21 protein-coding genes are annotated in these 26,409 nt (G+C 60.6%); 18 read left to right on the top strand and 3 right to left on the bottom strand.

The features are described 5' to 3' along the window. The first annotated feature begins 377 nt into the window (after window positions 1–377). The 5 genes from N554_RS0104545 to N554_RS35385 all read left to right on the top strand — a co-directional run bounded on the left by N554_RS0104545 (window position 378) and on the right by N554_RS35385 (window position 5,284). Window positions 378–1,130 carry a gluconate 2-dehydrogenase subunit 3 family protein gene (locus tag N554_RS0104545; RefSeq protein WP_029582393.1) on the top strand — a complete coding sequence of 251 codons (753 nt, stop codon included), beginning with the start codon at window positions 378–380 and terminating at the stop codon, window positions 1,128–1,130. A 9-nt stretch (window positions 1,131–1,139) separates the two neighbouring features. Then, entirely contained in the window at window positions 1,140–2,918 is a 1,779-nt protein-coding gene (locus N554_RS0104550) for a GMC family oxidoreductase (RefSeq protein WP_029582394.1), read from the top strand. Next, a complete protein-coding gene (locus N554_RS0104555; protein WP_029582395.1) occupies window positions 2,911–4,167 on the top strand; it encodes a c-type cytochrome in 1,257 nt (418 codons plus the stop codon). Before N554_RS0104550 ends, N554_RS0104555 begins: the two co-directional genes overlap by 8 nt. A 351-nt stretch (window positions 4,168–4,518) precedes the next feature. Further along, window positions 4,519–4,839 (top strand): hypothetical protein, encoded by a 321-nt coding sequence (locus N554_RS41710; protein ID WP_245283518.1) that lies wholly within the window; start codon window positions 4,519–4,521, stop codon window positions 4,837–4,839. Further along, on the top strand, window positions 4,751–5,284 hold the full coding sequence (locus N554_RS35385; RefSeq protein WP_371259455.1) for an outer membrane protein: 534 nt from the start codon (window positions 4,751–4,753) through the stop codon (window positions 5,282–5,284). The genes N554_RS41710 and N554_RS35385 overlap by 89 nt, the downstream gene beginning before the upstream one ends. A 1,226-nt stretch (window positions 5,285–6,510) precedes the next feature. Here N554_RS35385 and N554_RS0104575 read toward each other — a convergent pair. Further along, on the bottom strand, window positions 6,511–6,810 hold the full coding sequence (locus tag N554_RS0104575) for a hypothetical protein (RefSeq protein WP_029582398.1): 300 nt from the start codon (window positions 6,808–6,810) through the stop codon (window positions 6,511–6,513). A gap of 124 nt (window positions 6,811–6,934) precedes the next feature. Here N554_RS0104575 and cyoA point away from each other — a divergent pair, with 124 nt between their 5' ends. From cyoA to N554_RS0104625, 9 genes are all read left to right on the top strand, one after another. Continuing rightward, entirely contained in the window at window positions 6,935–7,765 is an 831-nt protein-coding gene (gene cyoA / locus N554_RS0104580) for a ubiquinol oxidase subunit II (RefSeq protein ID WP_051677316.1), read from the top strand. Then, a complete protein-coding gene (gene cyoB / locus N554_RS0104585) occupies window positions 7,755–9,755 on the top strand; it encodes a cytochrome o ubiquinol oxidase subunit I (RefSeq protein ID WP_029582400.1) in 2,001 nt (666 codons plus the stop codon). Before cyoA ends, cyoB begins: the two co-directional genes overlap by 11 nt. Beyond that, window positions 9,752–10,393: a cytochrome (ubi)quinol oxidase subunit III gene (locus N554_RS0104590; protein WP_029582401.1), complete on the top strand. Its 642-nt coding sequence runs from the start codon at window positions 9,752–9,754 to the stop codon at window positions 10,391–10,393. Before cyoB ends, N554_RS0104590 begins: the two co-directional genes overlap by 4 nt. Beyond that, window positions 10,390–10,785 (top strand): cytochrome o ubiquinol oxidase subunit IV, encoded by a 396-nt coding sequence (gene cyoD / locus N554_RS0104595; protein ID WP_029582402.1) that lies wholly within the window; start codon window positions 10,390–10,392, stop codon window positions 10,783–10,785. Before N554_RS0104590 ends, cyoD begins: the two co-directional genes overlap by 4 nt. A 237-nt stretch (window positions 10,786–11,022) precedes the next feature. Then, on the top strand, window positions 11,023–11,736 hold the full coding sequence (locus N554_RS0104600) for an outer membrane protein (protein ID WP_029582403.1): 714 nt from the start codon (window positions 11,023–11,025) through the stop codon (window positions 11,734–11,736). A gap of 153 nt (window positions 11,737–11,889) precedes the next feature. Continuing rightward, the gene (locus tag N554_RS0104605; RefSeq protein WP_029582404.1) at window positions 11,890–14,037 is read left to right on the top strand and encodes a methyl-accepting chemotaxis protein; all 2,148 of its coding nucleotides are present in this window, start codon (window positions 11,890–11,892) and stop codon (window positions 14,035–14,037) included. A gap of 286 nt (window positions 14,038–14,323) precedes the next feature. Further along, on the top strand, window positions 14,324–15,385 hold the full coding sequence (locus N554_RS0104610; protein WP_029582405.1) for an MBL fold metallo-hydrolase: 1,062 nt from the start codon (window positions 14,324–14,326) through the stop codon (window positions 15,383–15,385). 1,151 nt (window positions 15,386–16,536) lie between these two features. Continuing rightward, window positions 16,537–17,766 (top strand): 5-aminolevulinate synthase, encoded by a 1,230-nt coding sequence (gene hemA, locus N554_RS0104620; RefSeq protein WP_029582406.1) that lies wholly within the window; start codon window positions 16,537–16,539, stop codon window positions 17,764–17,766. Window positions 17,767–17,921: 155 nt separating this feature from the next. Next, window positions 17,922–21,431, top strand: coding sequence for a PAS domain-containing hybrid sensor histidine kinase/response regulator (locus N554_RS0104625; protein WP_029582407.1), 3,510 nt, complete (start codon window positions 17,922–17,924; stop codon window positions 21,429–21,431). Window positions 21,432–21,443: 12 nt separating this feature from the next. Here N554_RS0104625 and N554_RS0104630 read toward each other — a convergent pair whose 3' ends face one another. Together N554_RS0104630 and N554_RS0104635 are read right to left on the bottom strand one after the other, a co-directional pair. Then, window positions 21,444–22,121, bottom strand: a complete 678-nt coding sequence (locus N554_RS0104630) for a response regulator (protein ID WP_029582408.1) — start codon at window positions 22,119–22,121, stop codon at window positions 21,444–21,446. Between the two features lie 242 nt (window positions 22,122–22,363). Then, complete coding sequence (locus N554_RS0104635) at window positions 22,364–23,128, bottom strand: hypothetical protein (RefSeq protein WP_156041776.1); 765 nt, start codon at window positions 23,126–23,128, stop codon at window positions 22,364–22,366. Window positions 23,129–23,278: 150 nt separating this feature from the next. On the opposite strand from N554_RS0104635, the gene N554_RS0104640 reads away from it, so the two are divergent. From N554_RS0104640 to N554_RS0104655, 4 genes are all read left to right on the top strand, one after another. Continuing rightward, window positions 23,279–23,557 (top strand): DUF4212 domain-containing protein, encoded by a 279-nt coding sequence (locus N554_RS0104640; RefSeq protein WP_245283520.1) that lies wholly within the window; start codon window positions 23,279–23,281, stop codon window positions 23,555–23,557. Between the two features lie 13 nt (window positions 23,558–23,570). Continuing rightward, the gene (locus tag N554_RS0104645) at window positions 23,571–25,547 is read left to right on the top strand and encodes a sodium:solute symporter family protein (protein ID WP_029582411.1); all 1,977 of its coding nucleotides are present in this window, start codon (window positions 23,571–23,573) and stop codon (window positions 25,545–25,547) included. A 176-nt stretch (window positions 25,548–25,723) separates the two neighbouring features. Then, window positions 25,724–26,044 carry a hypothetical protein gene (locus N554_RS0104650; RefSeq protein ID WP_029582412.1) on the top strand — a complete coding sequence of 107 codons (321 nt, stop codon included), beginning with the start codon at window positions 25,724–25,726 and terminating at the stop codon, window positions 26,042–26,044. After that, entirely contained in the window at window positions 26,041–26,364 is a 324-nt protein-coding gene (locus N554_RS0104655; protein WP_029582413.1) for a hypothetical protein, read from the top strand. The genes N554_RS0104650 and N554_RS0104655 overlap by 4 nt, the downstream gene beginning before the upstream one ends. Window positions 26,365–26,409 lie beyond the last annotated feature (45 nt).

Genomic DNA, 26,409 nt, shown 5'->3' on the forward strand with positions numbered 1-26,409 from the left:
CATGCAGATGGTCCGTTCGATCCACCCATCACGGCGTATGACGGCAACCTGCGCTGAGCGGATAGGGACTTCGTGCGCAACAAACGCCTTGTCTGACGCCAGTAGCGCTCGCCGCCGGCGAGCGCGAACAGACAATAATGCGATGGGGAATGCCGCCGCCGACGGCGTTCAACCGGACGGACGCCAATGTTTTCGCTGTTATCGAAGTCATGAATATGGGCGATCACGAAATTATCGGGCGATCCCGAAAGGCTGAACCAAAACGGGCCTTATCTTGTACCTGCGGAAGTCTGAAGTTCAGTTTGCAGGCGCCGCGAATATTAGCCTTTTGCATCTTCGGCACTGAAAGCAGGACACAGGACAGAAGCGAGGCAACCATGCACAAGACGTCGCGGCCCGGGCTCTCGCGTCGTTCCATTCTGCTTTCGACCGCAACACTCTTTATCGCTGGCGCCACAGGAGCGCGCGCCCGCACCATCGCGGGCAGCCTGCCCTGGGAGCCGAACGCGGGAAATCCACTAACACCGGTCAAACTCGGGCCCTGGGAATTCTTCACCGGCGATGAAGGACGCGCGATGGAAGCTCTTGCCGACCGGATCATCCCGCCGGATCCCCAGACGCCCGGCGGCAAGGACGCCGGTTGCGCGGTTTTCGTCGATCGCCAGCTTGCGGGACCGTACGGCAGGCAGGACGGCCTCTACATTCGTCCGCCTTTCAAGGCGGGAGCAAAAAATCAAGGCCATCAGATGGAAGCGGGACCCGGCCAGCAATATCGCCAGGGGCTTGCTGCGCTCGATCGCGCCTGCAAGTCGAAATATGCCGGGAAGCCATTCGCGGAATTGTCCGACAGCGAAAAGGACATCGTCCTCAACGGCATCGAAAGCGGCGATTTCCAGCTCGAGGGCACCGACGGAAAATCATTCTTCGAACAGGCCATCAGGGATGTGCAGATGGGTTTCTTCGCCGACCCGATCTATGGCGGCAATCGCGACATGGTCGCATGGAAGATGATCGGCTTCCCGGGGGCGCGCTACAATTATCTCGACTGGGTAAACCGTCATAACGAACGCTTTCCGCTCCCGCCCGTAGGCATGACAGGCCGGGCGGAATGGACTCCCCAAACACGTTGAGGACCGGTCATGGCGCGCAGGCTTCCGAAGAAAGACGTCGTCATCATCGGCCTCGGCTGGACCGGTTCGATCATGGCTCAGGAACTGACCGACGAAGGCCTCGATGTTATCGCGATCGAACGCGGCCCCTGGCGCGATACGCCGACCGATTTTCCGCCAAGCTACATGCAGGACGAGCTTCGCTATCGCGTGCGGCATGAGCTGTTCCTGCGCCCAGACCAGTTGACGTTCACATTCCGCAACAAGATGGACCAGACGGCGTTGCCTATCCGGAGCTGGGGTGCGTTCATGCCCCCGAACGGCGTTGGCGGCGGCGGTGTGCACTGGAACGCCGAGATGTGGCGCTTCCTGCCATCCGACTTCGTTTTGAAGAGTCATCTGACCGAGCGTTACGGCAAATCGTTCATGCCGGAGGACATGACGATCCAGGATTGGGGCATCACGTTTGACGACATCGAACCGTTTTACGACAGGTTCGAACATCTTTGTGGGACGTCGGGCACTGCGGGCAATCTGAAAGGACAGATTCAGGAAGGCGGAAATCCGTTCGAAGGCCCCCGTTCGCGGCCCTATCCGACCCCCGCGCAGCCGCAACCCTTTAGCCAAACTTTGTTCGCCAAGGCTGCCCGCGAACTCGGCTACAAGCCATTTCCGCAGCCGTCCGGCAATCTGTCGACGGCCTACACCAATCCGCTCGGCCTGCGCATGGGTCCCTGCACCTACTGCGGATTTTGCGAATGGTTCGGCTGCGGCAACTATTCGAAGGCCAGCCCGCAAACGACGATCCTTCCGGTCCTCGTCCGCAAATCGAATTTCACGGCGCAGGACAATTCGGAGGTGGTCAGGATCAACGTCGACCGTTCCGGCAAGCACGCCACAGGCGTTACGTTCGTGGACAGCAGCGGAGAGGAATGGGAGCAGCAAGCGGATCTCGTGATCCTGTCGGCCTATACGATGTTCAACGTCCAGCTTCTGCTTCACTCGAAGATCGGCCAACCGTACGACCCGATCGCCAACAGCGGCGTGATCGGCCGCAATTACACGCATCAGACGACATCGACCGTGAACGGGTTCTTCAACAACAAGAAATTCAATTTCAACCCCTTCATCGCCTCGGGCTCGATCGGCATGTGCATCGACGAGTTCAATGGCGACAACTTCGATCATGGCCCGCACGGGTTCGTCGGCGGAGCGTATATGGGCCAGGTGCAGACCGGCGCCCGTCCGATTGAGAGCACGCTCACGCCACCCGGCACGCCGAAATGGGGTGCTTCATGGAAGAGCGCGGTGCGTGACAATTACCTGAGCACCGTGAAGCCCGGCACAGGTGTGCACGGGAGCTTCTATGCGTACCGCGACAACTATCTTGATCTGGATCCCGAATACAAAGACCGGCTCGGCCGGCCGCTGATGCGCATCACGATGGATCTCCATGAGAACGAAGTGAAACAGAACAGGTTCATGACCGACAAGTTTGCGGAAATCATCAAGGCCATGGGCGCGGACCAACTCGCGAAGCACTATCGCACTGCGCCCTACGACAACACGGAGTATCAGACCACCCATCTCAACGGTGGCGCCATCATGGGTACCGATCCGAAGACCAGCGCGATCAACCGCTATTTGCAGAACTGGGACGTGTCTAACCTGTTTGTCCTCGGCGCAAGCGCATTTCCGCAGAACGCCGGATACAATCCGACACTTACGGTTGGCGCACTGGCCTACTGGGCGGCGGATGCAATCCGCAATCGCTATCTCAAGAACCCGGGACCGCTCGTCGATGCGTAAGACAACAAACGTGCGGTTGCTCGGTGCGCTCGTTGCCTTTGTGGCGGTCGGAGCGAGCTGCTCTGCCCAAGCGGGAGATTCCGACCCTCAGGCATTCACGCAAATCGAAAGAGGTCGATACCTTGCGGTGACGTCTGATTGCGTGAGCTGCCACACCGTTCCGGATAGCAACCAGCCGTTCGCCGGGGGACGCGCGATCGAGACGCCGTTCGGAAACATCTTCGCACCGAACATCACTCCCGATCCGGAGACCGGTATTGGCGCATGGAGTGATGACGAGTTCGACGCAGCCGTTCGCAAAGGGATCGGCCGAACTGGATCGCCGCTTTATCCGGCAATGCCGTATAACGCCTTTACCAAGATGTCCCGTACCGACGTGCAGGCAATCCGGGCCTATCTGAATACGGTCACGCCGGTGCACAATCCGCGGGCCGCAACCGCGTTGCCGTTTCCCTTCAACATCCGCGCAGCAATGCGGGTGTGGAATGCGCTGTACTTCAAGGAGGGGGAGTACACGCCCGATCCGCAAAAATCATCCGAATGGAACCGAGGCGCATTCCTGGTCGACGGACCTGCACACTGCGGCGCTTGCCATACTCCAAAATCGCTTTTGGGCGGCGACAAGCTGAACCAATATTTGCAGGGTTCCTATCTGCAAGGCTGGTCCGCTCCCGACATCACCAACAGCACGAGGTTGGGTCTCGGCCGCTGGGCCGTCGATGACATAGCCGCCTTTCTGAAAACTGGGCACAACCGGGTTAGCGCCGCGACCGGACCGATGGCGGAGGCCGTTAAGCTTTCGACGTCACAGATGACGGATGCAGACGTCAGAGCGATCGCCACTTATTTGAAGTCGCTGCCGGGTGTTGAGGACGACGTCAAACCGCTGCCGCAGGATAACCCGGCAATGGCCGCCGGCGCCGCAATCTACCGCGATCAATGTTCGGCATGCCACGCGCTGGACGGTCGTGGTGTTGCAAAGCTTTTCCCGTCGATTGCGGATTCCTCGATGGTGCGGTCGGCCGATCCCACCACCGCGATCCGCATCGTGCTTCGCGGCGCACGCAGCGTCGCGACCGCCAGCGAACCCACCGCGCCGGGAATGCCGTCCTACGGACGGCAACTCGGCGACGGCCAGGTGGCTGCGGTACTGACTTATATGCGCAACATGTGGGGCGGCGCAGCGCCCGCGGTGGCGGCAAAAGATGTGACGCGGGTAAGGTCAGAGACCGCGTCTCGCCCGGACTAGCGCGTATTCAAGCGAAGTGGAGCCCGGTCGCGTCAAGAAAACGCGTCAAATCAGGAATCCAAAGCCCCGTTTCGATTCCATCGAAACGGAAAAGCTCTAGCGCATGAACCCATAAATCCAGAGGCGTGGGCGAACGTTCGCCTGGGGCGCATTCCGGACTCAAGCACGCCTGAGCCGAACCCCGACATCAGAAAGAAAAACATTGTTTGTTTGGTTCGCGCTTAACGATGACGGTAGCGCGACCGATCTTGAGCACCTTACGGTTGCTTCCATCGCGCGCCGTACTTCCGATAGCGCTGTCGCGCGACCGAACCCGAGTGGACTCCCGGGGCAAAGCAGTAAGGAATTGCAATGAAAAAGAAAAAGATTGTACTCGCAGGTGTCGCGCTGGCCGCCTTGCTCGGTGGCTCCGCGATGGCGGCGGATCTCTCGACAGCGCCGATGTACAAGGCTCCGCCGGCGGTGGCAGTTTGGAGCTGGACCGGATTCTATATCGGCATCAACGGCGGCTACGGCTTCGGCAACAACGACTTCACCCAATCGCTTACTCAGCCAGGCATCGTCGCAAGCTCATTCGACAAACATACGGTCGCCCCCGAAGGGCGGATTGTTCGGCGGTCAGGCCGGCTACAACTGGCAGGTCGGAAATGTTGTCCTTGGCGTGGAGGGTGACGCCCAATGGGCCGACCAGCATGATACGTCGTGCGGCTTTCTCTGCCAGAATCAAGGGGCTTTAACAGCGGGTATTACCGTGAGCCAAAAGCTCGAATGGTTCGCGACCGCGCGTGGCCGCCTCGGCTGGGCCAATGATGGCTATCTGCTCTACGTGACGGGTGGCGGCGCTTGGGGCGGGATTGACGAAAACCAAACGCTCTTCCTCCCTGCAGGGACACTCGGGGGTTCTTCCAGTACGACCAAGAGCGGCTGGACGGTCGGTGGCGGCATCGAGGCGCGACTGTGGGGCAATTGGACCGGAAAGTTCGAATACCTGCACATGGACCTCGGCAACATGACCAGCGTCTTTGTTCCGGATCCGGTCGCGGGGATTACGATCGTCACGACCAGCCATATCCAGAACGATCTGATCCGCGCGGGCCTCAACTACAAATTTAACTAAAGCCCGATCTAGGTTGGGCGGCGCGGTCGTCGCGAGGTATCGATCTTTATCGTCTCAGCAACTTCAAAGCCCCGGCATGATCCGGGGCTTTTTCGTGCCGGAACGTTTCCAAGACCACCAGCTTGATTCGCGGTTCTCTGCGTGACGAGTTCGCTATGGCCTTCCAGGGTAAGAAACCGGCGGCGATCAGTGTAATTTGTTGAGCCGGATCAATCTGATTTGGGTAGTCCAGCCCCATTTGCAAAAATATTCCGCTTCCCGTTTGACCCAAATCACTTTTAGAACCCTCGCCGTCTCACCCCATGAGAGGGGCGTATCGCGATCGTCACGGACGCGGGGTGGGATGCGGTGGACGCGGCAGCGTCGGGCGCGCATTTCGCAATCGCAGGGCGGGTTGAACCTCGTGAGCGATTTGCGGCGCGCAGACGAACGACGCTAACGCGTACGGCAAAACCGTGTGGTCCTGGCACCCGGTGCTGGTGTCAAGTCGGCGGAGGTTTTGCGAGCCCAACCGGGTTCGGCAAAACCCCAATCCGCCGATGACGGTGACAAGACGAATTCGTCGCCGGGGAGAGCACGATATAAGCCGTTAAAACCATTGCGTGCGGGAATGCCGGGTGTTCCGGTGACCTGCGGTGACTACCGTGTGCTTACTACCATTGCACACGGGCTGCGGGTGCACCGTGCACCCGGCATTCCCCACGCCCTCTGTTGGGCGAAAAATTCCAGCACGACTCGGGCGCATCGCGCCGCGGGATCGCGAAGCCGTGTTTGGTGAATACGAACGCGCCACACTTTCAGTCGTCGTCGCCCGCGAAGGCGGGCGATCCAGTATTCCAGAGACGCTGACGATGGAATCGAGAGGCCGCGGCGTACTGGATACCCCGCATGCGCGGGGTATGACGACTCTTGCCGTCATTGCGAGGAGCGAAGCGACGAAGCAATCCAGCTTTTCTATGCTGGCGGCAATTATGGATTGCTTCGCTTCGCTCGCAATGACGGTCTCAACGCGCCACACGCCCAGCCGTCATCGCCGGCGAAAGAGCGTGTGAAGGATACCGACCTCATCCTGAGGAGCTTGCGAAGCAAGCGTCTCGAAGGATGGACGCAAACGCAGGGACTCGCGGCCATCCTTCGAGACGCGCGCGCAGGGCGCGCTCCTCAGGATGAGGGATATGATCACAACCTCGAAAGCGGCGCACCGAAATCCCTTTCTAAAATTCATTTTAATGGTGCGGGCGGATTGGCGACCCTAGATGGGCTTCACGCATCCGACGTTCTAGCAAACCAAAGTGGAGTTTCGCCTTGTCGAACACCTCGGCAAAAATCGCTTTCGCATCGTTACTGATCTTGGCCACCCCTGCCGCTTCATGGGCGCGAGCCGCGGGCGGAGCGGGAATGGGAAATGTGCCCATCAGCGGCATTACGCGGGGCCCGGCAAACGCCGGCGGGATGAACAACGTGACGGTCGATCCGAGCGGGATTGGAAACGCTTCCAGGATGGCTGCGCCGCCGCCGCCGCGCATAACTGTCCCGACGATTCCGCAGTTTAAGTGATGTGAAGATAACTCACGACTTCGATACGCCCGCGCGGCGGCGCCGCTATCGCCGCTTTCACTTCATGGTTCGTCTTAATGTCAGGGGTCGGCGATGAATATCCTTGATCCACAGGGCCCGATCGGAATCGCCGAAAAAACCATCCTGATCGACTCAGTTGCGATCATGCTTGCGATCGTGGTGCCAACCATCGTCGCGATCTTTGCCTTCGCCTATTGGTTTCGGGCATCCAACGCAAAGGCAGCCCACTTGCCGGACTGGGAGTATTCGGGCCGTATCGAGCTTGTCGTCTGGTCGATCCCTACACTCACCGTCATCCTGCTCGGCGGCGTCGCATGGATCGGCGCCCACGAACTCGACCCCGCGAAGGCGATCGACGGACCTTCGCCGCCGCTGACGATTCAGGCGGTGTCTCTCGACTGGAAATGGCTGTTCATCTACCCCGACCAGAAAATCGCGACCATCAATACGCTGACCGTTCCCGCCGGCGTGCCGCTGCAGTTCCAACTCACCTCGGCAAGCGTGATGAACGCGTTCTTCATCCCGCAACTCGGAAGCCTGATCTACACCATGAACGGCATGACCACCCGGCTCAATCTTCGGGCGGACAAGCCCGGGACGCTTCAAGGCCTTTCGGGGCATTTCAGCGGCGACGGATTTTCCGACATGCACTTTGACGTCCATGTCGTGCCATCAGAGGAATTTTCGAAATGGGCGCAGGACGGCTCACAAGTGGAGAAGTCGCTTGACGAGCATAGCTATGAACAGATCGCCAAGCCTTCGATGAAGAACGAGCCGGCAATCTACCGGCTGGCCGATCCGGATCTCTTTCGATCGATCGCGACGCAGAAGATACCGTCTTCCCCAGGAGCGCCGTCGGGCGTGATAGGAGCCGCACTGCCGGGGGTCGCCGATGTTCGGTAAGCTCACCTGGGCAGCGATCCCGATCGATCAGCCGATCCCCATGATCGCTTCCGGCGTCGTCGCGCTCGCCATTCTCGCTATCCTCGCCTGGGTCGTCATCAAGGGGCACCTGCCGTATCTGTGGCACGAGTGGATCACCAGCGTCGACCATAAGCGCATCGGCGTGATGTACACGCTGCTCGCCATGGTGATGTTGCTGCGGGGCTTTGCGGACGCCATCATGATGCGGGCGCAGCAGTCGGTTGCGTTCCATAGCCAAGGTTTCCTTCCACCGGAGCATTACGACCAGATCTTCTCGGCGCACGGCACGATCATGATCTTCTTTGTCGCCATGCCGTTCGTGATCGGGCTGATGAACTTGGTCGTCCCGTTGCAACTGGGCGTGCGCGACGTTGCCTTTCCGACCTTGAACTCGGTCGGCTTCTGGCTGACCGCCACCGGGGCGCTGCTCGTCAACATATCGCTGGTGGTCGGCGAATTCGCGCGCACCGGCTGGCTGCCGTATCCGCCGCTGTCGGAGCTCGCTTATTCGCCCGGCGTCGGGGTCGACTATTATCTTTGGTCGCTCCAGATAGCCGGCGTCGGCACGCTGGTCTCGGGCATCAATCTGGTCACCACCGTGCTGAAGGTGCGCACCAGGGGCATGACTTATCTCCGCATGCCGATGTTCTGCTGGACCGCGCTGGCGACAAATCTGTTGATCGTGGCGGCATTTCCGATCCTGACCGCGACGTTGGCGATGCTGCTGCTCGACCGCTATCTGGGCTTTCACTTTTTTACCAACGACGGCGGCGGCAACATGATGATGTTCATGAACCTGATCTGGGCCTGGGGTCATCCGGAAGTCTACATTCTCGTGCTTCCGGCGTTCGGCATCTTCTCGGAAGTGGTCTCGACGTTCTCCGGCAAGCCGCTGTTCGGCTACCGTTCGATGGTGCTCGCCACCATGGCGATTTGCGTTATCTCGTTCATGGTATGGCTGCATCATTTCTTCACCATGGGAGCCGGCCCCGACGTCAACGCGATATTTGGCATCGCAAGCATGATCATCGCGGTGCCGACCGGCGTGAAGATCTACAACTGGCTGTTCACGATGTATGGCGGCAGGGTACGGTTTGAGACGCCGCTCCTGTGGTCCATCGGCTTCATGGTGACGTTCATCATCGGGGGCTTGACCGGCGTTCTGCTCGCCGTGCCGCCAGCTGACTTCGTCCTGCACAACAGCCTGTTCCTGGTTGCGCACTTCCACAACGTCATCATCGGCGGCGTTCTGTTCGGCGCGTTCGCGGGCTACACTTACTGGTTTCCCAAGGCGTTCGGCTTCAAGCTTCACGAAGGTCTTGGGCAAGCGGCATTCTGGTGCTGGCAGGTCGGCTTCTACGTCGCCTTCATGCCGCTTTATGCAGTTGGCCTGCTCGGCATGACCCGGCGGATGCAGCACTATGACGTGCCGGAATGGCACCCCTGGCTGATCGTTGCCGGGTTCGGCGCAGCCCTGATCCTGTGCGGCATCGTGTTTCAAATCCTGCAGCTTGTCGTCAGCATCCGCCAGCGTGCGCGCCTGGCCGACAAAACCGGCGACCCATGGGATGGCCGCTCGCTCGAATGGGCCACCTCTTCGCCGCCGCCGGTCTTTAATTTCGCTGTGCTGCCCGACGTCTCCGGCGAGGATGCCTTTTGGAGGATCAAAAAGCGTGCGGCGGAGGGGACAGTATCCGACGAAAAGCCGGAGTACCGAGACATTGAGATGCCGCGCAACTCGCCGACCGGATTCGTTTGCGCCTTCTTCGCCACCATGATGGGCTTTGCATTGATCTGGCACATCTGGTGGATGGTTGCCGCAGGAGCGATCGGCGCCTTCGCCACTTTCATCGTGTTCGCGTGGCGTGACCACGATGAGTATGTGATTCCGGCAGACGAAGTCGCACGCATCGACCGCAGCAGCAATGCGCAGCGTCAGGCGATCCTTAGCGCACAGGCTGCCCGATGAGCACAGTTGCCTTTGCAGAAACTCACGACGATCCCAACACGTTGCGGGCTTCCAGTCGCAGCTGGAGCGGCCCCGCGTCGAAGCGCATCGTTACCGGTTACGGTTTTTGGATCTTCATTCTCAGCGATATGGTCATGTTCTCGGCCTTCTTCGCGAGCTACGCCGTCCTGGTCGGGCAGACGGCGGGTGGGCCGAGCGGCCGCGACCTGTTCGATTTGCGCAGTGTCGCGATGGAAACTGGATTCCTGCTGGCGTCGAGCTTTACTTGCGGCCTCGCCACCATCTCCGCCGACGCCCGGCAGACGACCTGGTTCCAACTTGCCATGGCCGTCACCTGCGTGTTCGGCCTCGCCTTTCTCATTCTTGAGGGCAGGGAATTCGCCGCCCTCGTTACACAGGGCGCCGGACCGACCCGGAGCGCCTTTCTGTCAGCGTTCTTCACGCTGGTCGGCTGTCACGGCCTGCACGTCTCGGCCGGCATCCTGTGGCTGCTGACGATGATGGCGCAGGTTTTCACCAAAGGATTCAGGCCGGACATTCAGCGCCGCATCCTGTGCTTCGCGCTGTTCTGGCACGCGCTCGACATCATCTGGATCGCCGTATTCACCATCGTGTATCTGTTGGGAAGCGCAGCATGAGCAACGCACACCATGAGCTCGACGACTGCATCGATCTCGCGCCGGGCGATGAGCACGTAGAGGGTGGCATCGGGCAGCGGGTCATCGGCTATCTCACCGGACTGGGGCTCGCCATCCTGCTGACGGCGACCTCTTTCTTTGTCGCGGGCACCGACCTCGTATGGCAGCCGAGCATTCCGGTGGCACTGATCGTTTTGGCCATTGCCCAAATGGGTGTGCATCTCGTGTTCTTCCTGCACATTACAACGGGGCCTGACAACACCAACAACGTGCTGGCGCTGGCCTTCGGTGTCCTGATCGTATTTCTCGTGATAGGCGGATCGCTGTGGATCATGGCAAACCTCAACCACAACATGATGCCGATGGACGAAATCATGCAGATGCAGCGCTAGCCACGGCGACACAATCCCCGCCCGCCACGCAGCGTGCTGCGTCATCGAAAAATTAAGGCATCTTTAAGGTGTGGTTAGGGGTTCGTTAGTCACGGAAATTTGTTGTAGCCCAAATGGTTGGGTTCTCGGCAGGTGTGACCGATGGGTGACAGCATTTTAGGCAAAAGGTGTCTATCTCCGCCCCCATGGATGGAGCCGGTACGCGGCCCTCCGAAGATCTTGCGGAGAAAAAAACTAATGAAGAAGTTTCTACTCGCTACTGTGGCCCTCGTCGCTCTCGGCGCGACTGTGCCAGCACTTGCAGCCGATCTCGCGGCTCGCCCCTACACCAAGGCTCCGGCTTATGCCCCGGCGCCGATCTACAATTGGACCGGCTTCTACATCGGCGGTCACATCGGCGGCGCTTTCGCGGGCGAAAATAGCTTGACCGGTGACGATGGCCGCTTTTTCGGCGGTGTGCAGGGCGGCGCCGACTATCAGTTCGCCCCCAGCTGGGTGATTGGTGTCGAAGCCCAGTACAGCTGGCTTGGCAGCAACAACAATGGCGTGCTGTTCCCGGGCGGGACTCTCGTGAACTCCAATAGCGACCAGCTTGGATCGGTCACCGGTCGGCTCGGCTACACCTGGGGCCCGGCGCTGCTTTACGCCAAGGGCGGTTATGCCTGGAAGGATGGTAACAACCTCAGCGCAAGGGTCGGCGGCGTGCCGGTGGCTTTCACGACCGACGGCAACAATCGCGACGGCTATACCGTCGGTGCCGGCCTCGAATACATGTTCGCGCCGAACTGGTCTGGTAAGGTCGAATACCAGTACTACAACTTCGGCAGCACCTCGTTCACCAGCGGCCCGGCCGACATCGTCGGCGTCCGCTTCCGCGACGACGAGCATACTGTCAAGGCTGGCCTGAATTATCGCTTCAACTGGGGCGGTCCGGTGGGCCCGAAGTACTGATCGAGTCAGAAGAACTACGGAAAGGCCGGCCTTGCGCCGGCCTTTTTGTTTTGATGCGCAAAAATTGCGCAAATCCTTCGAATGCTCCCGATTTTGTTAACTCCATATCGCGATACTGCCACCCGCAGTTCAACTCTGGTGGACGGGGACAGTATGGCGGCGCGATTCACGACCGGTAACCTTGGTTGGCTCTTGAGGTTCTTGCGTCCGCAATGGGGCGTCCGGGGCAGCCTCTTCGCCGCCTTCGCCGTGATCGCAGGCATGGCGCTCGTCATTAGCAACGGTGCCGGCATCGTGCTGGGGCATCTCGGCAGGTCGATGGTCGACCTGAGCGGGCGGGACATTCCCCGTCTCGCGGCCAGCCTGCAACTTTCAGCGCAGAGCGCAAGCCTTGCCAGTCAGGGCCCGGCACTGCTGGCGTCCGCAAGCCAGGATGCGCTGAACGAGCGCTCCAAGAAAATGAAAGAAACGCAAGCCGTCACGTTCGATACGCTTGGCCAGATCATCGAGCTCGGCGCCGACAAGGCGATCGCCGCAGCCCTCACTCAAACCGTAAAGAACATCGACGATACGATCAACAGCTTAGGCGGGGCGGCCCGCGAACGGTTGGAAGCCTCTGCCCAGCATGAGAAGCTATACGTCGCGCTGCGCAACGCGCAGGCGAGCTTCGTTGCCGCCGCCAGCCCGGCGATGCTGGACGCCCAAGCCCAGCTCAATGCCATCCTCGGCTCTGCCAATCTTTCTCCTGACGACGCAACCGAGGCCGCGCGGACGGTCGAACAAATCGGCAATGTCGTTGCCAGCAGCAATCTGTCGGCATCCGACATGACGGCTGCGCTCTCGGCAAATAGCGGCGACACGCTCGAGGCCATCGAAAAAGAATTCAAGGCGAGCCAGGCGCGTGTCAAATCCAATATCGATCTGCTGCCGAAAAACTCCGCTACTGCGGCGCTTCGAGACGCCGCGCTGAAATTGCTGGAGTTGGGCGAGGGCAAAACCGGCGTTTTCAAACTTCGCCAGAAGGAACTGGACGCTAACGATTACGGCCAGACCATTCTGGAGGAAACTCGCAAGCTCAATGTCGGCCTCGACATCAGCGTGCAGGAACTCGTCCACGGCGTGCAGAGCCAGACCGACGCCGCGACCTGGCAGGCGCGCAAGGAGATTTCGCTGGCCACCACGGTCATGCTTGCGCTTGGCGGCCTCACTTTGATCGGATCGGTGATGTTCGTCTGGCTCTATGTCGGCCGCAACATCCTGCGCCGGATCGGCAACTTGCAGCGCTCGATGCAGCTTCTATCCGACGGCGACCTCGAAACGGAAATCCATCGATCGAGCCAGCACGACGAGATTGCGGCGATGGCGAATTCGCTGCAGGTTTTCCGCGAGAGCATGATCGTGGCCCGCGCGCTCAGCGCCGATCAAGACAAGGATCGCATCGCCAAGGCCGAACGCGCTTCCCGCATGGAGGCGCGGATCATCGATTTCGAAGCCACCGTCCGCACCGCGCTCGACACACTGCAGAAGTCGGCCAATTCCATGCAGGACACGGCGCAAAGCATGTCGGCGACCGCCGATCAATCCAGTGCGCTGGTGACCGCGGTCGCGTCCGCCGCCGAGGAAACCTCCGTCAACGTGCAGACCGTGTCCTCGGGCACCGAGGAGCTTTCTTCATCGATCGCCGAAATCGGCCGCCAGGTGATTACTTCGGCAGAAATCGCCCGCAAGGCCGTCGAAGAAGCCGGCGTCACCGACGCCACCATGCAAGGGCTTGCCGAAAACGCCAGCCGCATCAGCGTCGTAGTTGACCTGATTCAAGTCATCGCCTCGCAGACCAACCTGCTCGCGCTCAACGCCACCATCGAGGCCGCGCGGGCCGGCGAAGCCGGCAGGGGCTTTGCCGTGGTTGCTTCCGAGGTAAAGAGCCTCGCCAACCAGACCGCCAAGGCCACCGACGAAATCCGCTCGCAAATCGCCAGCATGCAGCAGGTGACCACGTCGGCGGTCGGCGCGATCCGCAACATCGGCCAGACCATCAGCGAGATCAACGAAGTCACCGCTGCGATTGCGGCAGCGGTCGAACAGCAGGGCGCGGCGACGCGCGAGATCGCCCGCAACATCCAGCACGCCGCCGGCGGCACCAGCCAGGTTTCCAGCAACATCGTCGGCGTCAGCACCGCCTCGACCGAAGCCGGATCGGCGGCAGGCGAGGTGCTGAGCGCGTCCGGCGCGCTTCGGCACGAAGCCGACGTGCTGCGCTCCGAAATCGACGCCTTCCTCACCAACATACGAGCCGCCTAAAGCTTGTCGCCATGCGGCGCAGGCTTAAGCCTGCGCCGGGAATGCATGGATTGCCTCGCGTTTGCCGGGGGCGCAGGGCCGGCATTCCCCGCGTTTTGTCGAAATCGCCACCGTTTTTCGGCTGGCGCCGCGCCGATTGTGCGGCTAAGCCGATAGAGCGCGATCAGCAGAAGTGGGATCCGGTTTTGCGTTCGATCGTGCTCCGGGTTTCTATCGGGCGCATGATCTCTTCGCCAAACCGCTGAAACTGTGGCGAATCATGCGCCGCAACATTGCGACGCTAACGATGCATTCAAAAACAGACACGATTCAATCCTCGGCCGAGGCGCTGCGCTATCCCTGGGAAGACCATCCCGGCCAGGATCAGGTCGTCGAGGTGATGCCGGGAGTATTGTGGGTCCGGCTCAAACTGCCGTTCCGCCTCAATCACGTGAACATCTATCTGCTCGCCGATGGCGACGGCTGGGCGATGGTAGATTCCGGATTTGGCAACGAGGAGTCGATCGCAGCCTGGACTGCCCTGTTCGAAGGGCCGCTGGCGCATGTGAAGATCACCCGGTTGATCGTGACCCATTCGCATCCCGATCACGTCGGTCTTGCGGGTTGGATCGTCGAGCGCTTCAACTGCTCGCTCCATATGTCGCAGGTGGAATATCTGCAGTCGGTCTACCATCAGAACCGCGGCACCGAAGAGCGCAGAAACGCGCAGCGCCTGTTCTTCCGCCGTCACGGCATGGACGAGGACCTGACCGACAAATTGCTCGGTCGCGGCCAGGACTACCTGAAGCGGGTCTCGATTCTGCCGCCGTCCTACCGCCGCATCTCGCATGGCGACGAAATTTCCATCGGCACGCGGCGCTTCAAGGTCATTACCGGCGGCGGCCATGCGCTGGATCAAGTGATGCTGTATTGCGCCGCCGACAAGCTGTTCCTGTCAGCCGACCAGGTGCTGAGCAAGATTTCGCCCAACGTCAGCGTCTGGGCCGTCGAACCCGACCAGAACTCGCTGGGCGAGTATCTCGCCTCGCTGGCGAGCCTGACCACCACCCTGCCCTATGACGTCATCGTGCTGCCCGGCCACGGGCTGCCGTTTTACGGACTGAAGACACGTATCAAGCAATTGGCCGATCATCACGAGGATCGGTGCCGGCTGATTGCCGAGGCCTGCCGGGACACGCCGCAAACCTCGAAGGAACTGGTGCCGGTGGTATTCCACAAGCACGCACTCGACGTGCATCAGATGGGATTTGCCGCCGGCGAGCTGATCGCCCATGTCAATTACATGCTGGTCGAAGGACGTCTGACCGCCGAGGAGGCCGACGGCGTGCTGCGCTTCAGGACAACCTGATTCCTTGGCGCGACATCGGCTTCGGTCGCCGCAGATACGGAGCGCCGAAAATCGCTCGCAGCTAAAAGCCGATAAGAGCCAGAGCAACCCAGCTGACGGCAAAGGCCAATGGTACGCCGGCCGCGATCGAAACAATGAGCCTGATCATTTGACCGCGCATGGCTATCTGTCCTGATTCGCGTCGCTAACGGAGGTGGGCAACCGGATTGGGAATTCCGAGGGCACGCGAACAGCTGTCGAAGCGGATCAGGACCATTGGCGCCTGCGCTCTGCCCGATGTCTTTGAGCTTTGGTGGCCGTCGATATCCACGTCGCCTCCGCGTGCCGTGGCTACGAAACTCGCTGAGTAAGCTTGATGCCCGCGCTGCAGTCGCGAGTCCTCGCTGCAATCACTTGAACTGCGGAATCGCCGGGACGCTTATGCGCGGCGGCGGTATCGGAGCTACCCTGGAAGCGTTTCCGATCCCACTTGGGTCGACCGACATACCGCTCAACGCGCCAAGTTCAGCAGCGCTTGTTCGGCCCCCTCCGACATGTCCCGTCGCGGCAGGGGCTCCGCCTCGCGCAAACCCCGTCGCGGCCGGGCCTCCGCCTCGCGCAAACGAAGCGGCAGGTGTGGCCAAGACCATGAACAATGCGATAGCGACTTTTACGGAGGTGTTCGACATGAGGAAACTCCACTCACACTTTTACTAGAACGCCGAATGCGTAAAACTGATGTAGGTCCGCAATCCGCCGGCACCATTAGCTAAACTGAATTTTAGATTTCGGTGCGGCCAAGAACGCCGGACGGGAAGGCGATAGCGAGACAAATCGCGCTTACGACTATTTCCCGACCTGGATTTCGCCGATTGCAATCGCGGCTTCCGGGAAACGTTGCTGGCTTCGCGGATCGGGATGGTGCCTCGCCTGCAGCGAGCGCGAGGTTCGCCCTAACCGGGAACCGGGCGTTTTTGAAATTCGTGTTCCAAATACCGACGACACGAATTGCAATTAGCGTATTGATCGAGTTCGAGTTTTAGCCGCGCAGAATCCCACCCGACCCCCCGATCATTTGACTACCTCAAAGGCCGATTCGGCTCGACATCAATCCTGGAAACGCTCTAAAAAGGTCGCGCCGCACCGGCCCAGCTTTCGTTCCAGGTTGTACGATGGATTACAGCAAGTTCTTCAGCACCGCCCTCAACCGCCTGCATGATGAGCGGCGCTATCGGGTATTCGCCGATCTCGAGCGGATCGCCGGCCGGTTCCCGCACGCGGTGTGGCACTCTCCGAAGGGGCCGCGCAATGTCGTGATCTGGTGCTCCAACGACTATCTCGGAATGGGGCAGCATCCCAAAGTAGTCGGCGCCATGGTGGAGACCGCCACCAGAGTGGGCACCGGCGCCGGCGGCACCCGTAACATCGCGGGCACCCATCATCCCCTGGTGCAGCTCGAGCGCGAACTGGCCGATCTGCACGGCAAGGAAGCGGCGCTGCTGTTCACGTCCGGGTACGTCTCGAACCAGACCGGTATTGCGACCATTGGGAAGCTTATTCCGAATTGCCTGATCCTGTCGGATGCGCTGAACCACAATTCGATGATCGAAGGCATCCGTCAGTCCGGCTGCGAGCGCCAGGTGTTCCGCCACAGCGACATGGCGCATCTGGAAGAATTGCTGCGCGCCGCCGGCCCCGACCGCCCGAAACTGATCGCCTGCGAGAGCCTTTATTCGATGGACGGCGATATCGCACCCTTGGCGAAGATCTGCGATCTCGCCGAGCGGTACGGTGCGATGACCTATGTCGACGAGGTTCATGCGGTCGGTATGTACGGTCCGCGCGGCGGCGGCGTCGCCGAGCGCGACGGCGTCATGCACCGCATCGATATCCTCGAAGGCACCCTCGCCAAGGCGTTCGGTTGCCTCGGCGGCTATATCGCCGCGAATTCCCATATTATCGACGCGGTGCGCTCCTATGCGCCCGGCTTTATCTTCACGACCGCGCTGCCGCCCGCGATCTGCTCTGCCGCGACCGCCGCGATCCGGCACCTCAAAACCTCGAGCTGGGAGCGGGAGCGCCATCAGGACCGCGCCGCCCGCGTCAAGGCGATACTGACCGCCGCAGGGCTGCCGGTGATGTCGAGCGACACACATATCGTGCCGCTGTTCGTCGGCGACCCCGAACATTGCAAGCGGGCCTGCGATATCCTTCTGGAAGAGCACAACATCTACATCCAACCGATCAACTATCCGACGGTAGCCAAAGGTACCGAGCGGCTGCGGATCACGCCGTCGCCCTATCACGACGACAGTTTGATCGATCAGCTTGCCGAGGCGCTGTTGCAGGTCTGGGAGCGGCTCGGTCTGCCGCTTCACGAGAAATCCCTGGCGGCCGAATAGGGCCAGCCCAGCGTCCCGCGGCGGAATCCCTCGGCCCGGACCGTCAGTTGCGATACTTCGCCGGCCTAATCCCGCTATACTCCCTCTCCGCGACAGCTGTCGTTGACGGCGGCGCCGGTCAAGGCGCCACCGAAATTGTAAGGGAGTAAGCAGCGATGCTGCACGACTGGGGCGTGATCGCAGCCGCCTTCGGCTACATCGGGTTCCTGTTTCTGGTTGCGAGCTATGGCGACCGCCTCTCGCCGACGCAGCGCGGCCGCGCCAGCGGGCTGATCTATCCGCTGTCTCTGGCGATCTATTGCACGTCCTGGACGTTCTTCGGTTCGGTCGGATTCGCTACCCGCACCAGCATTGATTTTCTCGCGATCTACATCGGCCCCATCCTGCTGGTCGGGCTCTGCACTCCGCTGCTCCGTCGCGTGATCCAGCTGGCGAAATCGCAGAACATCACCTCGATCGCCGATTTCATCGCCGCGCGCTACGGCAAAAGCCAGGCGGTCGCCGGAACGGTTGCGGTGATCGCGATCATCGGCTCGGTCCCCTACATCGCGCTGCAACTCAAGGCCGTGGCGTCGTCGCTCGGAACCATCCTCAGCGAAGACCAGGCATTCTCCTCAATTCCACTCATCGGCGATATGGCGCTGATCGTCACGCTGGCGATGGCGGCATTCGCCGTGCTGTTCGGAACCCGGCAGACCGACGCGACGGAACATCAGCATGGCCTGATGCTGGCGGTCGCAACCGAATCGATCGTGAAACTGGTGGCCTTTATTGCCGCCGGCGTGTTCGTCACGTTCTGGATGTTCGGCCCGACCGAGCTGATCGAGCGCGCGATGAAGACGCCGGAAGCGGTGCGGGCCATCAGCTACACGCCCTCGCTCGGCAATTTCCTCACCATGACGCTGTTGTCGTTTTGCGCGATCATGCTGCTGCCGCGCCAGTTTCACGTCAGCGTGGTCGAGAATTCCAGCGATGCCGAAGTGGGCCGGGCGCGCTGGCTGTTTCCGCTGTATCTGGTCGCGATAAACCTGTTCGTGATTCCGATCGCGATCGCCGGCCTCGTGACCTTCCCGTTCGGCGCGGTCGAAAGCGACATGTATGTGCTGGCGCTGCCCATGGAGGGAAATTCAGCGCTGCTCAGCGTCGGCGTCTTCATCGGAGGCTTGTCGGCGGCGACCGCCATGGTGATCGTGGAATGCGTCGCGCTTTCGATCATGGTCTCGAACGATATCATCCTGCCGCTGGTGCTGCAGCGCAGTCGAGAATCGCGCACCGGCCAGAAGGACTTTGGCGACTTCCTGCTCAGGGTTCGCCGTTTCGCGATTTTCGCCATCATGGTGATGGCCTATTTCTACTATCGCGCATTGGGCAACGCCCAATTGGCGGCGATCGGCCTGTTGTCTTTCGCGGCCATCGCGCAGCTTGCACCGGCGTTTTTCGGCGGTCTGTTCTGGCGGCGCGCGACCGCGCAAGGCGCCATCGGGGGTATGCTGGTCGGTGTCGCCGTCTGGGTCTACACGCTATTTCTTCCGAGCTTCCTCGACGGCAATACCGTGGGCATGCTCTTGCTGCAGAACGGCCCGTTCGGCATCGAGGCGTTGCGTCCACAAGCCCTGTTCGGCGCCGATCTACCGCCGCTGCTGCATGGCGTTCTCTGGTCGCTTTCGCTTAACCTCTTGACCTACGTCACGCTGTCGCTTGCGCGCGCGCCGTCCTCGATCGAACGGTTGCAGGCGGACCTGTTTGTGCCCCATGCGCTCGCGCCGATGACGCCGACGTTCCGGCGCTGGCGCACGACGGTGACGGTGCAGGACATTCAGAGCACGGTCGCGCAGTATCTGGGCCCCGATCGCGCCCGTCATTCGTTCGATGCCTTCGCGGCTACCCACCACATCCGCCTCGAACCTTCGGCGCCGGCCGATTTCGAGCTGTTGCAGCATGCGGAGCACCTGATCGCCTCATCGATCGGGGCGGCGTCCTCGCGGCTCGTGATGTCGCTGTTGCTGCGCAAGCGCACCGTCTCCGCCAAGGCCGCGCTCAAACTGCTCGACGACGCCCACGCCGCACTGCATTTCAACCGTGAGGTATTGCAGACCGCGCTGAATCATGTGCGGCAAGGCATCGCCGTGTTCGACGAGGATTTGCAGCTGATCTGTTCAAACCGGCAGTTCGGCGAGATTCTCGGCCTGCCGCTGCACGTCGTCCAGCTCGGGATTCCGCTGCGGGAAATCCTTGAATACATGGGAGACATTAGCCCCCCGGGCTTCGGCGACAGCGAGGCGTTGATGGAAAGGCGCCTGGCCGCCTATACCACCGAAGGCGAGCCCTATCTGGAACGTCTTCCGGATCGTCACATGGTGATCGAGGTGCGCACCAACCGGATGCCCGGCGGCGGTCTGGTCATCACCTTTACCGACGTCACGCCTTCGTTTGAGGCTGCCGAAGCGCTGGAACGCTCCAATGCCACGCTGGAAAAACGCGTACGCGACCGTACCGAGGAGCTTACCCGCCTGAACTCGGAACTCGCGCTTGCCAAGAGCACTGCCGAGGACGCCAACGTCTCGAAGACGCGTTTTCTGGCGGCCGCGAGCCACGACATCCTGCAGCCGTTGAATGCGGCACGGCTCTATGTGACGAGCCTGGTTGAGCGGCAAAACGGCGGCGAGGATTCCCGGCTGGTCGAAAACATCGACGATTCCCTCGAGGCGATCGAAGAAATCCTCGGCGCTCTCTTGGATATTTCGCGGCTCGATGCAGGCGCCATGACGCCCTCGATCTCAAACTTCAAAATGGGCGACCTGATGCGTTCGCTGGAAATCGAATTTGCGCCGATCGCACGCGCCAAGGGGCTGAAGCTGACATTCGTGCCCTGTTCGCTGCCGGTGGAATCCGATCGCCTGATGCTGCGGCGATTGCTGCAGAACCTGATCTCCAACGCCATCAAATACACGCCGCGCGGGCGTGTGCTGGTCGGTTGCCGGCGCCACGGCCAATCGCTGCAGATCGGCGTCTACGACACCGGCGTTGGCATCCCCGTTCGCAAGCGCGGCGAGATTTTCAAGGAGTTCCATCGCCTGGAGCAGGGCGCGCGGATTGCGCGGGGCCTTGGCCTCGGGCTATCGATCGTCGAGCGCCTTGCGCGCGTTCTCAACCACGGCATCGCACTCGACTCCAATGTCAGCGGCGGTTCGTTTTTCTCGGTAACTGTCCCCATCGCGAAAGCGATCGATCACACCGCGGCGGTCACCAGCGCGACGCCGCTTTCCAAGACGCCGATGAGCGGCTCACTCATCGTTTGCATCGAAAACGATCCGGCGATCCTGGACGGCATGAAAACGCTGCTTACCGCTTGGGATGCCGAGGTCATCGCGGTGGCCGATCCCGACTCGGCGATCGAGGCGATCGAGGCCGCGGCTGGGCCGGTCACAGGTCTTCTGGTCGATTACCATCTCGACCGCGGCAACGGCGTCGCCGCGATCAGAGACATCCGCCGCCAGTTCGGCGAAAGCATCCCGGCGATCCTGATCACGGCGGATCGCAGCCCGCATGTACGGGCTGCGGCGCGTGAGGAGAACATCGCGGTGCTGAACAAGCCGGTCAAACCAGCATCGTTGCGGGCGCTGCTGGGGCAATGGCGCACCCAGCAAATGGTAGCGGCGGAGTAATCAGAGCCTGATCTATTGCGGCGATGGTATGCCTTGCCGCCACTGGCCGCCGGCGATCTTCGCCGCGGCGATCACCGCCTGGGTGCGGCTCTCGACGCCGAGCTTTTGCAGGATCGCCGATACATGCGCCTTGATCGTCGCTTCCGAGACGCCAAGCTCGTAGGCGATCTGCTTGTTGAGCAGCCCTTCCGACAGCATCATGAGCACCCTCACCTGCTGCGGGGTCAGCGTCACCAGCCGGTCGCGGAGCCGCGTCATGTCCGGATCGGCCGCCGATGACAGATCGGTATCCGGCGGTATCCAGACGTCGCCATCCATCACCTTCACGATCGCGTCGCGCAACGTCTCGACCCCGAACCGCTTGGGAATGAATCCGGAAGCGCCGAAATCCAGCGATCGGCGGATCGTGCCGGCATCGTCGCTGGCGGACACGATCACGACAGGGATCGCCGGATACTGCGCGCGGAGATAAATCAGGCCGGAGAAACCGCTGATCCCCGGCATGGTCAGATCGAGCAGGATCAGATCGACATCGGGATCCTGCTCCAGCAGCGCGGTCAGGTCGTCGAACGATCCCGCTTCGTCGATCTTCGCCGAAGTCACGACGCTCGCAACCGCCTGTCGCAACGCATCGCGGAACAGCGGGTGGTCATCGGCAATAACAAGATGGGTACTGGCGGCGGCAGTCATTTGTTCCGGGCGGCGACGAGAGGTCGAGAAAGCATGCAACTATTTGCTGAGTCAGACAGCAATTTAATTGTTCACTGACAGGAAGCGCCTTGCAAGGCAACATTCCCGCATTCCGCCAAGGCAGTTAATCCAGCTAAGAACGGCTCCGGAAATGGTGCGGCGCAAAATCGGAGCGGGTGCCATTCGTCCTGTCCATCGCACCCCCATCAGGCATCGGTGCCCGTACGCGATCGATCCAAAAGTTATGCTGGGGCGCCCGCGATCAGGGACCGTTCCAGCGCTTCCCCGTCCATCCGTGCAAGCAATTCGTCGTGGATGTTGCAAAGGCTGACACGGAGATAATTGCGCGTTGTTGCGAAATCCCGGCCGCGCAATTTCTCGTGGATCGGCATCATGCCAAAATAGGTTTCCGCCAGAGGATCGGGAATGTCCATTACACGCTTGGGCGCGTGCCCTCCGACCAGATCAAGCCGATGCGCAAGGTCGCGCCGCGCTTCAAGCCAGGCTTCTTCTCCGATCGACGGAGGAATCGGATAGCGGTCGAAAACCGAAAGAACGACCATGATCAGCTGGTCGAGAATTTCCCGGCGCTGAATCCCGGCTTGAGAAGCCACGACCCCATCGATCATTTCGCCGACCATCGACAGTCCCAGCGGAAAGGCCTGCCAGCGAGCGTGCTCAACGGATTGCGCAAATCCTTCCTCGGCAAACAGAACCTTAGCATAGTGACCTGCCCGCGCGCGCGAGTATTCGTAAATTCCCTTTTGTACGATGAAGGCCGATTGCGCGTCGATGAAGTCCGCAAGCGCCTCCCGATCGCGAATCGGCGGACGGGGGCGAAACAATTTTTCCAACAGCTTCATCGCATCCATTATCCTGCCAGACGGGCTCAGCTTACCTCGTCCGCCTATTTCAGCATCTGCAAAGTTCAACGTTTCCAATGCAGCATCGCTGTTAGCAGTTGCAACATTTTCTACCCACCGAAAGTATAATAAAGCGGTGAGCAATCGTAATGTTAGCCTTCGTTGTCTCCAAACTGGCGCAAGACCGGTTGGAGCTGCGGCAGGGGGGGCGCCGCGCTGAGGGTTTGCATTCCCCTCGATCATTCAATCCCGCTGCATTTTTGCAGCCGGCGCTTTGAGGGAGGATTGCAACCCATGGTAGATTCTACAAGTATGAAAGAGAAAGAAGAAGCCCACTGGGCAAAGACCTCGCGTCTGATGTTCACGCATCTCGCGGTCTGGTTCTTCTTCGGCTTTATCATCCACATGTTCGTGGTGCCCCTCAACAAGATCACAATTCCGATCCTCGGTTTTCCGCTCGGCTTCTATATGGCCGCGCAGGGATCGCTCATCGTGTTCGTGGTCATGCTGTTCATGTTCGCAAAACAGCAGGACAAGATTGACCGCGAATTCGGCTTTGCCGAGGAAGATTGAGGGAGGATCGACCATGGCTACAAAATCTGCAGGCGGCTCCGACTTTCTCAACAACCTTGGGCGGGTCTACGGCATCTACACCGGTGGCTTTCTCGCCTTCGTCGTCTTGCTCGCGGTGCTCGAACAGGTCGGGGTCCCGAACAAGGTCCTCGGCTACCTGTTCGTGTTCTTCACCCTCGCAGTCTACGCCATCATCGGCGTTCTCTCGCGAACGGCGCAGGTCTCCGAATATTACGTCGCTGGCCGCAGCGTCCCGGCGCTCTACAACGGCATGGCCACTGGCGCCGACTGGATGTCGGCGGCCTCCTTCGTCGGTATGGCCGGCACCCTGTTCCTGCTAGGCTACGATGGCCTCGCATGGGTGCTCGGATGGACCGGCGGCTTTGTGCTGGTTTCGATTCTAATCGGACCTTATTTGCGCAAGTTCGGCGCCTACACGGTGCCTGACTTCCTGGCATTCCGGTACGGCGGCAATTTCGCCCGCGGGCTCGGCGTGCTCGTGCTGGTTGCCTGCTCCTTCACCTATGTGACAGCGCAAATCTACGGCACCGGCCTTATCGCCTCGCGCTTCCTCGGAATGCCCTTCGAACTGGCAGTTTTCGCCGGGCTTGTCGGCATTCTGGTTTGCTCGATGCTGGGCGGCATGCGGGCGGTGACCTGGACCCAGGTGGCCCAGTACATCGTGCTGATCATCGCCTATCTGACGCCAATCGTCATCCTGTCCACCAAGAAGTACGGATTTCCGATTCCGGAGCTCACTTACGGACAGGCGATCGCGGACATTACTGCGCGAGAGCAGCAAATGCTGGCGGCCGGTCTGGCATCGGTCGCAGCGCTGAAACCTCATATCCAGCCGTTCCTCAGCTATAGCCCGCTCAACTTCTTCGCAATCATCCTGTGCATGATGGTCGGCACGGCTTCGTTGCCGCACATCCTGATGCGTTATTTCACCACCCCTTCAGTGCGTGAGGCACGGCAGTCTGTGGCGTGGTCGCTGTTGTTCATCTTCCTGCTGTACTTCTCCGCACCGGCCTACGCGGCGTTCTCGAAGCTGGAAGTTTACACCAACATCATCGGACGGGACCTGACCGCCATTCGTCCCTGGCTGTTCAACTGGGGTGAACTGGGGCTGATCCAGATCTGCGGCAAGAACGCGGCCAATATCGACGCAATCGTTGCGGCCTGCAAAGCGATTGCCGGTCACCCGGGGGTCGTCAGACTGCAGGACTTCGTGATCAACACCGACGTGATCGTGCTCTCCACGCCCGAGATCGCGGGACTTCCGTATGTGATCTCAGGCCTTGTCGCCGCCGGCGGTCTCGCCGCTGCCCTCTCCACCGCGGACGGGTTGCTGCTCGCCATCGCCAATGCACTGTCGCACGACGTTTACTACAAGATGATCGACCCCGGCGCGCCGACCGCGCGCCGGCTGGTCATCGCCCGCGTACTGCTGCTGATGGTCGCTGTGGTCGCGGCCGCGACGGCTGCAACCAAACCCGGCGATATCCTGGCCATGGTCGGCTGGGCGTTCTCGCTTGCAATGGCCGGCAACTTCCCGGCGCTCGTGATGGGCGTCTGGTGGAAGCGCACGACGGCAACGGGTGCCGTCTGCGGCATCATTGCCGGTTTCGGGCTGTGCCTGTTCTATCTCGTGACAACGCGGTACTTCCCAGGCGCCGGCGTGAAGTATTTCGGCATGACATCGCTGATCAACCCGTTGACGGGGGCACCACTGGTCGACATCGCGAAAGCCATGGCACTGCCCAATGCCATGGAGAGCTTCCCGACACTGGCCCACCCGATGGCCAACAAGGTCGGCTGGTTCGACCTCAACAACATCGCCTGCGGTTTGCTGGGAACGCCACTCGGCTTCGCGGTCATCTACGTCGTCAGTCTGCTCGGCAAGGAGCCGTCGAAGGAAATGCAAGCCTACGTCGATGACATCCGAAAGCCGCGAGGCAGGACTGTGCTCGAGGAGAAGACTACCTAACGGCTGCTCAAGATTGAATGTCGACAGACGGGGCCTTTCAAGGCCCCGTCTTTGTTTGTCGCACCATATGCCTTGCCCGGACATCCTGCTCTTGCCATTGTTGGCCGAGCGCGGCGGGTTGAAATGATCGGCTATTGTCTCATCCCGATGCTGTCAGGCTGCCAGGAGAAACGTCCTTGGATACCGCAAGCTCGCTCGCCGCATATTGGTACTTCCATCTCCCTAATTTTATTCTCGCCGCGTTGATGTACACATTGCTTGGCCGCGCACTGCTCGGTCTAATGGTGGATGCAGACTCTCCAAATTACATATGGCGATTTTTTTGCCGGATCACCGATCCCGTCATCGCGATTGTCACAGTTGTGACGCCGAAGGCGGCCGCTCCGGTGGTGCTTTGGCTGTTCGGCTTCGTCTGGCTGTTCTGGCTGCGCGTCGCGCTTCACTACACGTTGTTGTTGTTAAATCTCGCCCCCCGGTTCGGCGGAGCGGCATCATGAACCGAAATTTCTATTTCATCGGAATTGCATTTTTTGGGATGATCAACGGCATCTTCAACCAGTTCGCGTTGATTTTCACGCTGCTGTACGTCCAACTGCTCGCCGGCCCGCTGCTGTTTGGCAGCCTATCTCTGACGCTGATGTTCGCATCGCTGATGGTCTCGACCGCTACCATCATTCTCGGCGGGATTCCGGCGGCAGTCTACGAGCGCATCACCGGCGCCTCGGAATCAAACGACGTATCGCTCTGGATATGGCTTGCTGGAACCGCCATTCTTGCGCTTCCCGCCGCCGGTAACTTTCTCAAGATCGGACTGTAACCGTCGATACGCGGTGTTGAGGACGGGCCGCGCTGCCGCTACGCT

This window comes from Bradyrhizobium sp. URHD0069 (genome assembly GCF_000701345.1).
Classification (GTDB): Bacteria; Pseudomonadota; Alphaproteobacteria; order Rhizobiales; family Xanthobacteraceae; genus Bradyrhizobium.

Bases quoted from the DNA above. Each gene is read 5' to 3' on its own strand.
- N554_RS0104545 (WP_029582393.1), top strand. From the start codon at position 378: ATGCACAAGACGTCGCGGCCCGGGCTCTCGCGTCGTTCCATTCTGCTT.
- N554_RS0104550 (WP_029582394.1), top strand. From the start codon at position 1,140: ATGGCGCGCAGGCTTCCGAAGAAAGACGTCGTCATCATCGGCCTCGGC.
- N554_RS0104555 (WP_029582395.1), top strand. From the start codon at position 2,911: ATGCGTAAGACAACAAACGTGCGGTTGCTCGGTGCGCTCGTTGCCTTT.
- N554_RS41710 (WP_245283518.1), top strand. From the start codon at position 4,519: ATGAAAAAGAAAAAGATTGTACTCGCAGGTGTCGCGCTGGCCGCCTTG.
- N554_RS0104575 (WP_029582398.1), bottom strand. From the start codon at position 6,810: ATGCGCGGCGGCGGCGGCGCAGCCATCCTGGAAGCGTTTCCAATCCCG.
- cyoA (WP_051677316.1), top strand. From the start codon at position 6,935: ATGAATATCCTTGATCCACAGGGCCCGATCGGAATCGCCGAAAAAACC.
- cyoB (WP_029582400.1), top strand. From the start codon at position 7,755: ATGTTCGGTAAGCTCACCTGGGCAGCGATCCCGATCGATCAGCCGATC.
- N554_RS0104590 (WP_029582401.1), top strand. From the start codon at position 9,752: ATGAGCACAGTTGCCTTTGCAGAAACTCACGACGATCCCAACACGTTG.
- cyoD (WP_029582402.1), top strand. From the start codon at position 10,390: ATGAGCAACGCACACCATGAGCTCGACGACTGCATCGATCTCGCGCCG.
- N554_RS0104600 (WP_029582403.1), top strand. From the start codon at position 11,023: ATGAAGAAGTTTCTACTCGCTACTGTGGCCCTCGTCGCTCTCGGCGCG.
- N554_RS0104605 (WP_029582404.1), top strand. From the start codon at position 11,890: ATGGCGGCGCGATTCACGACCGGTAACCTTGGTTGGCTCTTGAGGTTC.
- N554_RS0104610 (WP_029582405.1), top strand. From the start codon at position 14,324: ATGCATTCAAAAACAGACACGATTCAATCCTCGGCCGAGGCGCTGCGC.
- hemA (WP_029582406.1), top strand. From the start codon at position 16,537: ATGGATTACAGCAAGTTCTTCAGCACCGCCCTCAACCGCCTGCATGAT.
- N554_RS0104625 (WP_029582407.1), top strand. From the start codon at position 17,922: ATGCTGCACGACTGGGGCGTGATCGCAGCCGCCTTCGGCTACATCGGG.
- N554_RS0104630 (WP_029582408.1), bottom strand. From the start codon at position 22,121: ATGACTGCCGCCGCCAGTACCCATCTTGTTATTGCCGATGACCACCCG.
- N554_RS0104640 (WP_245283520.1), top strand. From the start codon at position 23,279: ATGGTAGATTCTACAAGTATGAAAGAGAAAGAAGAAGCCCACTGGGCA.
- N554_RS0104645 (WP_029582411.1), top strand. From the start codon at position 23,571: ATGGCTACAAAATCTGCAGGCGGCTCCGACTTTCTCAACAACCTTGGG.
- N554_RS0104655 (WP_029582413.1), top strand. From the start codon at position 26,041: ATGAACCGAAATTTCTATTTCATCGGAATTGCATTTTTTGGGATGATC.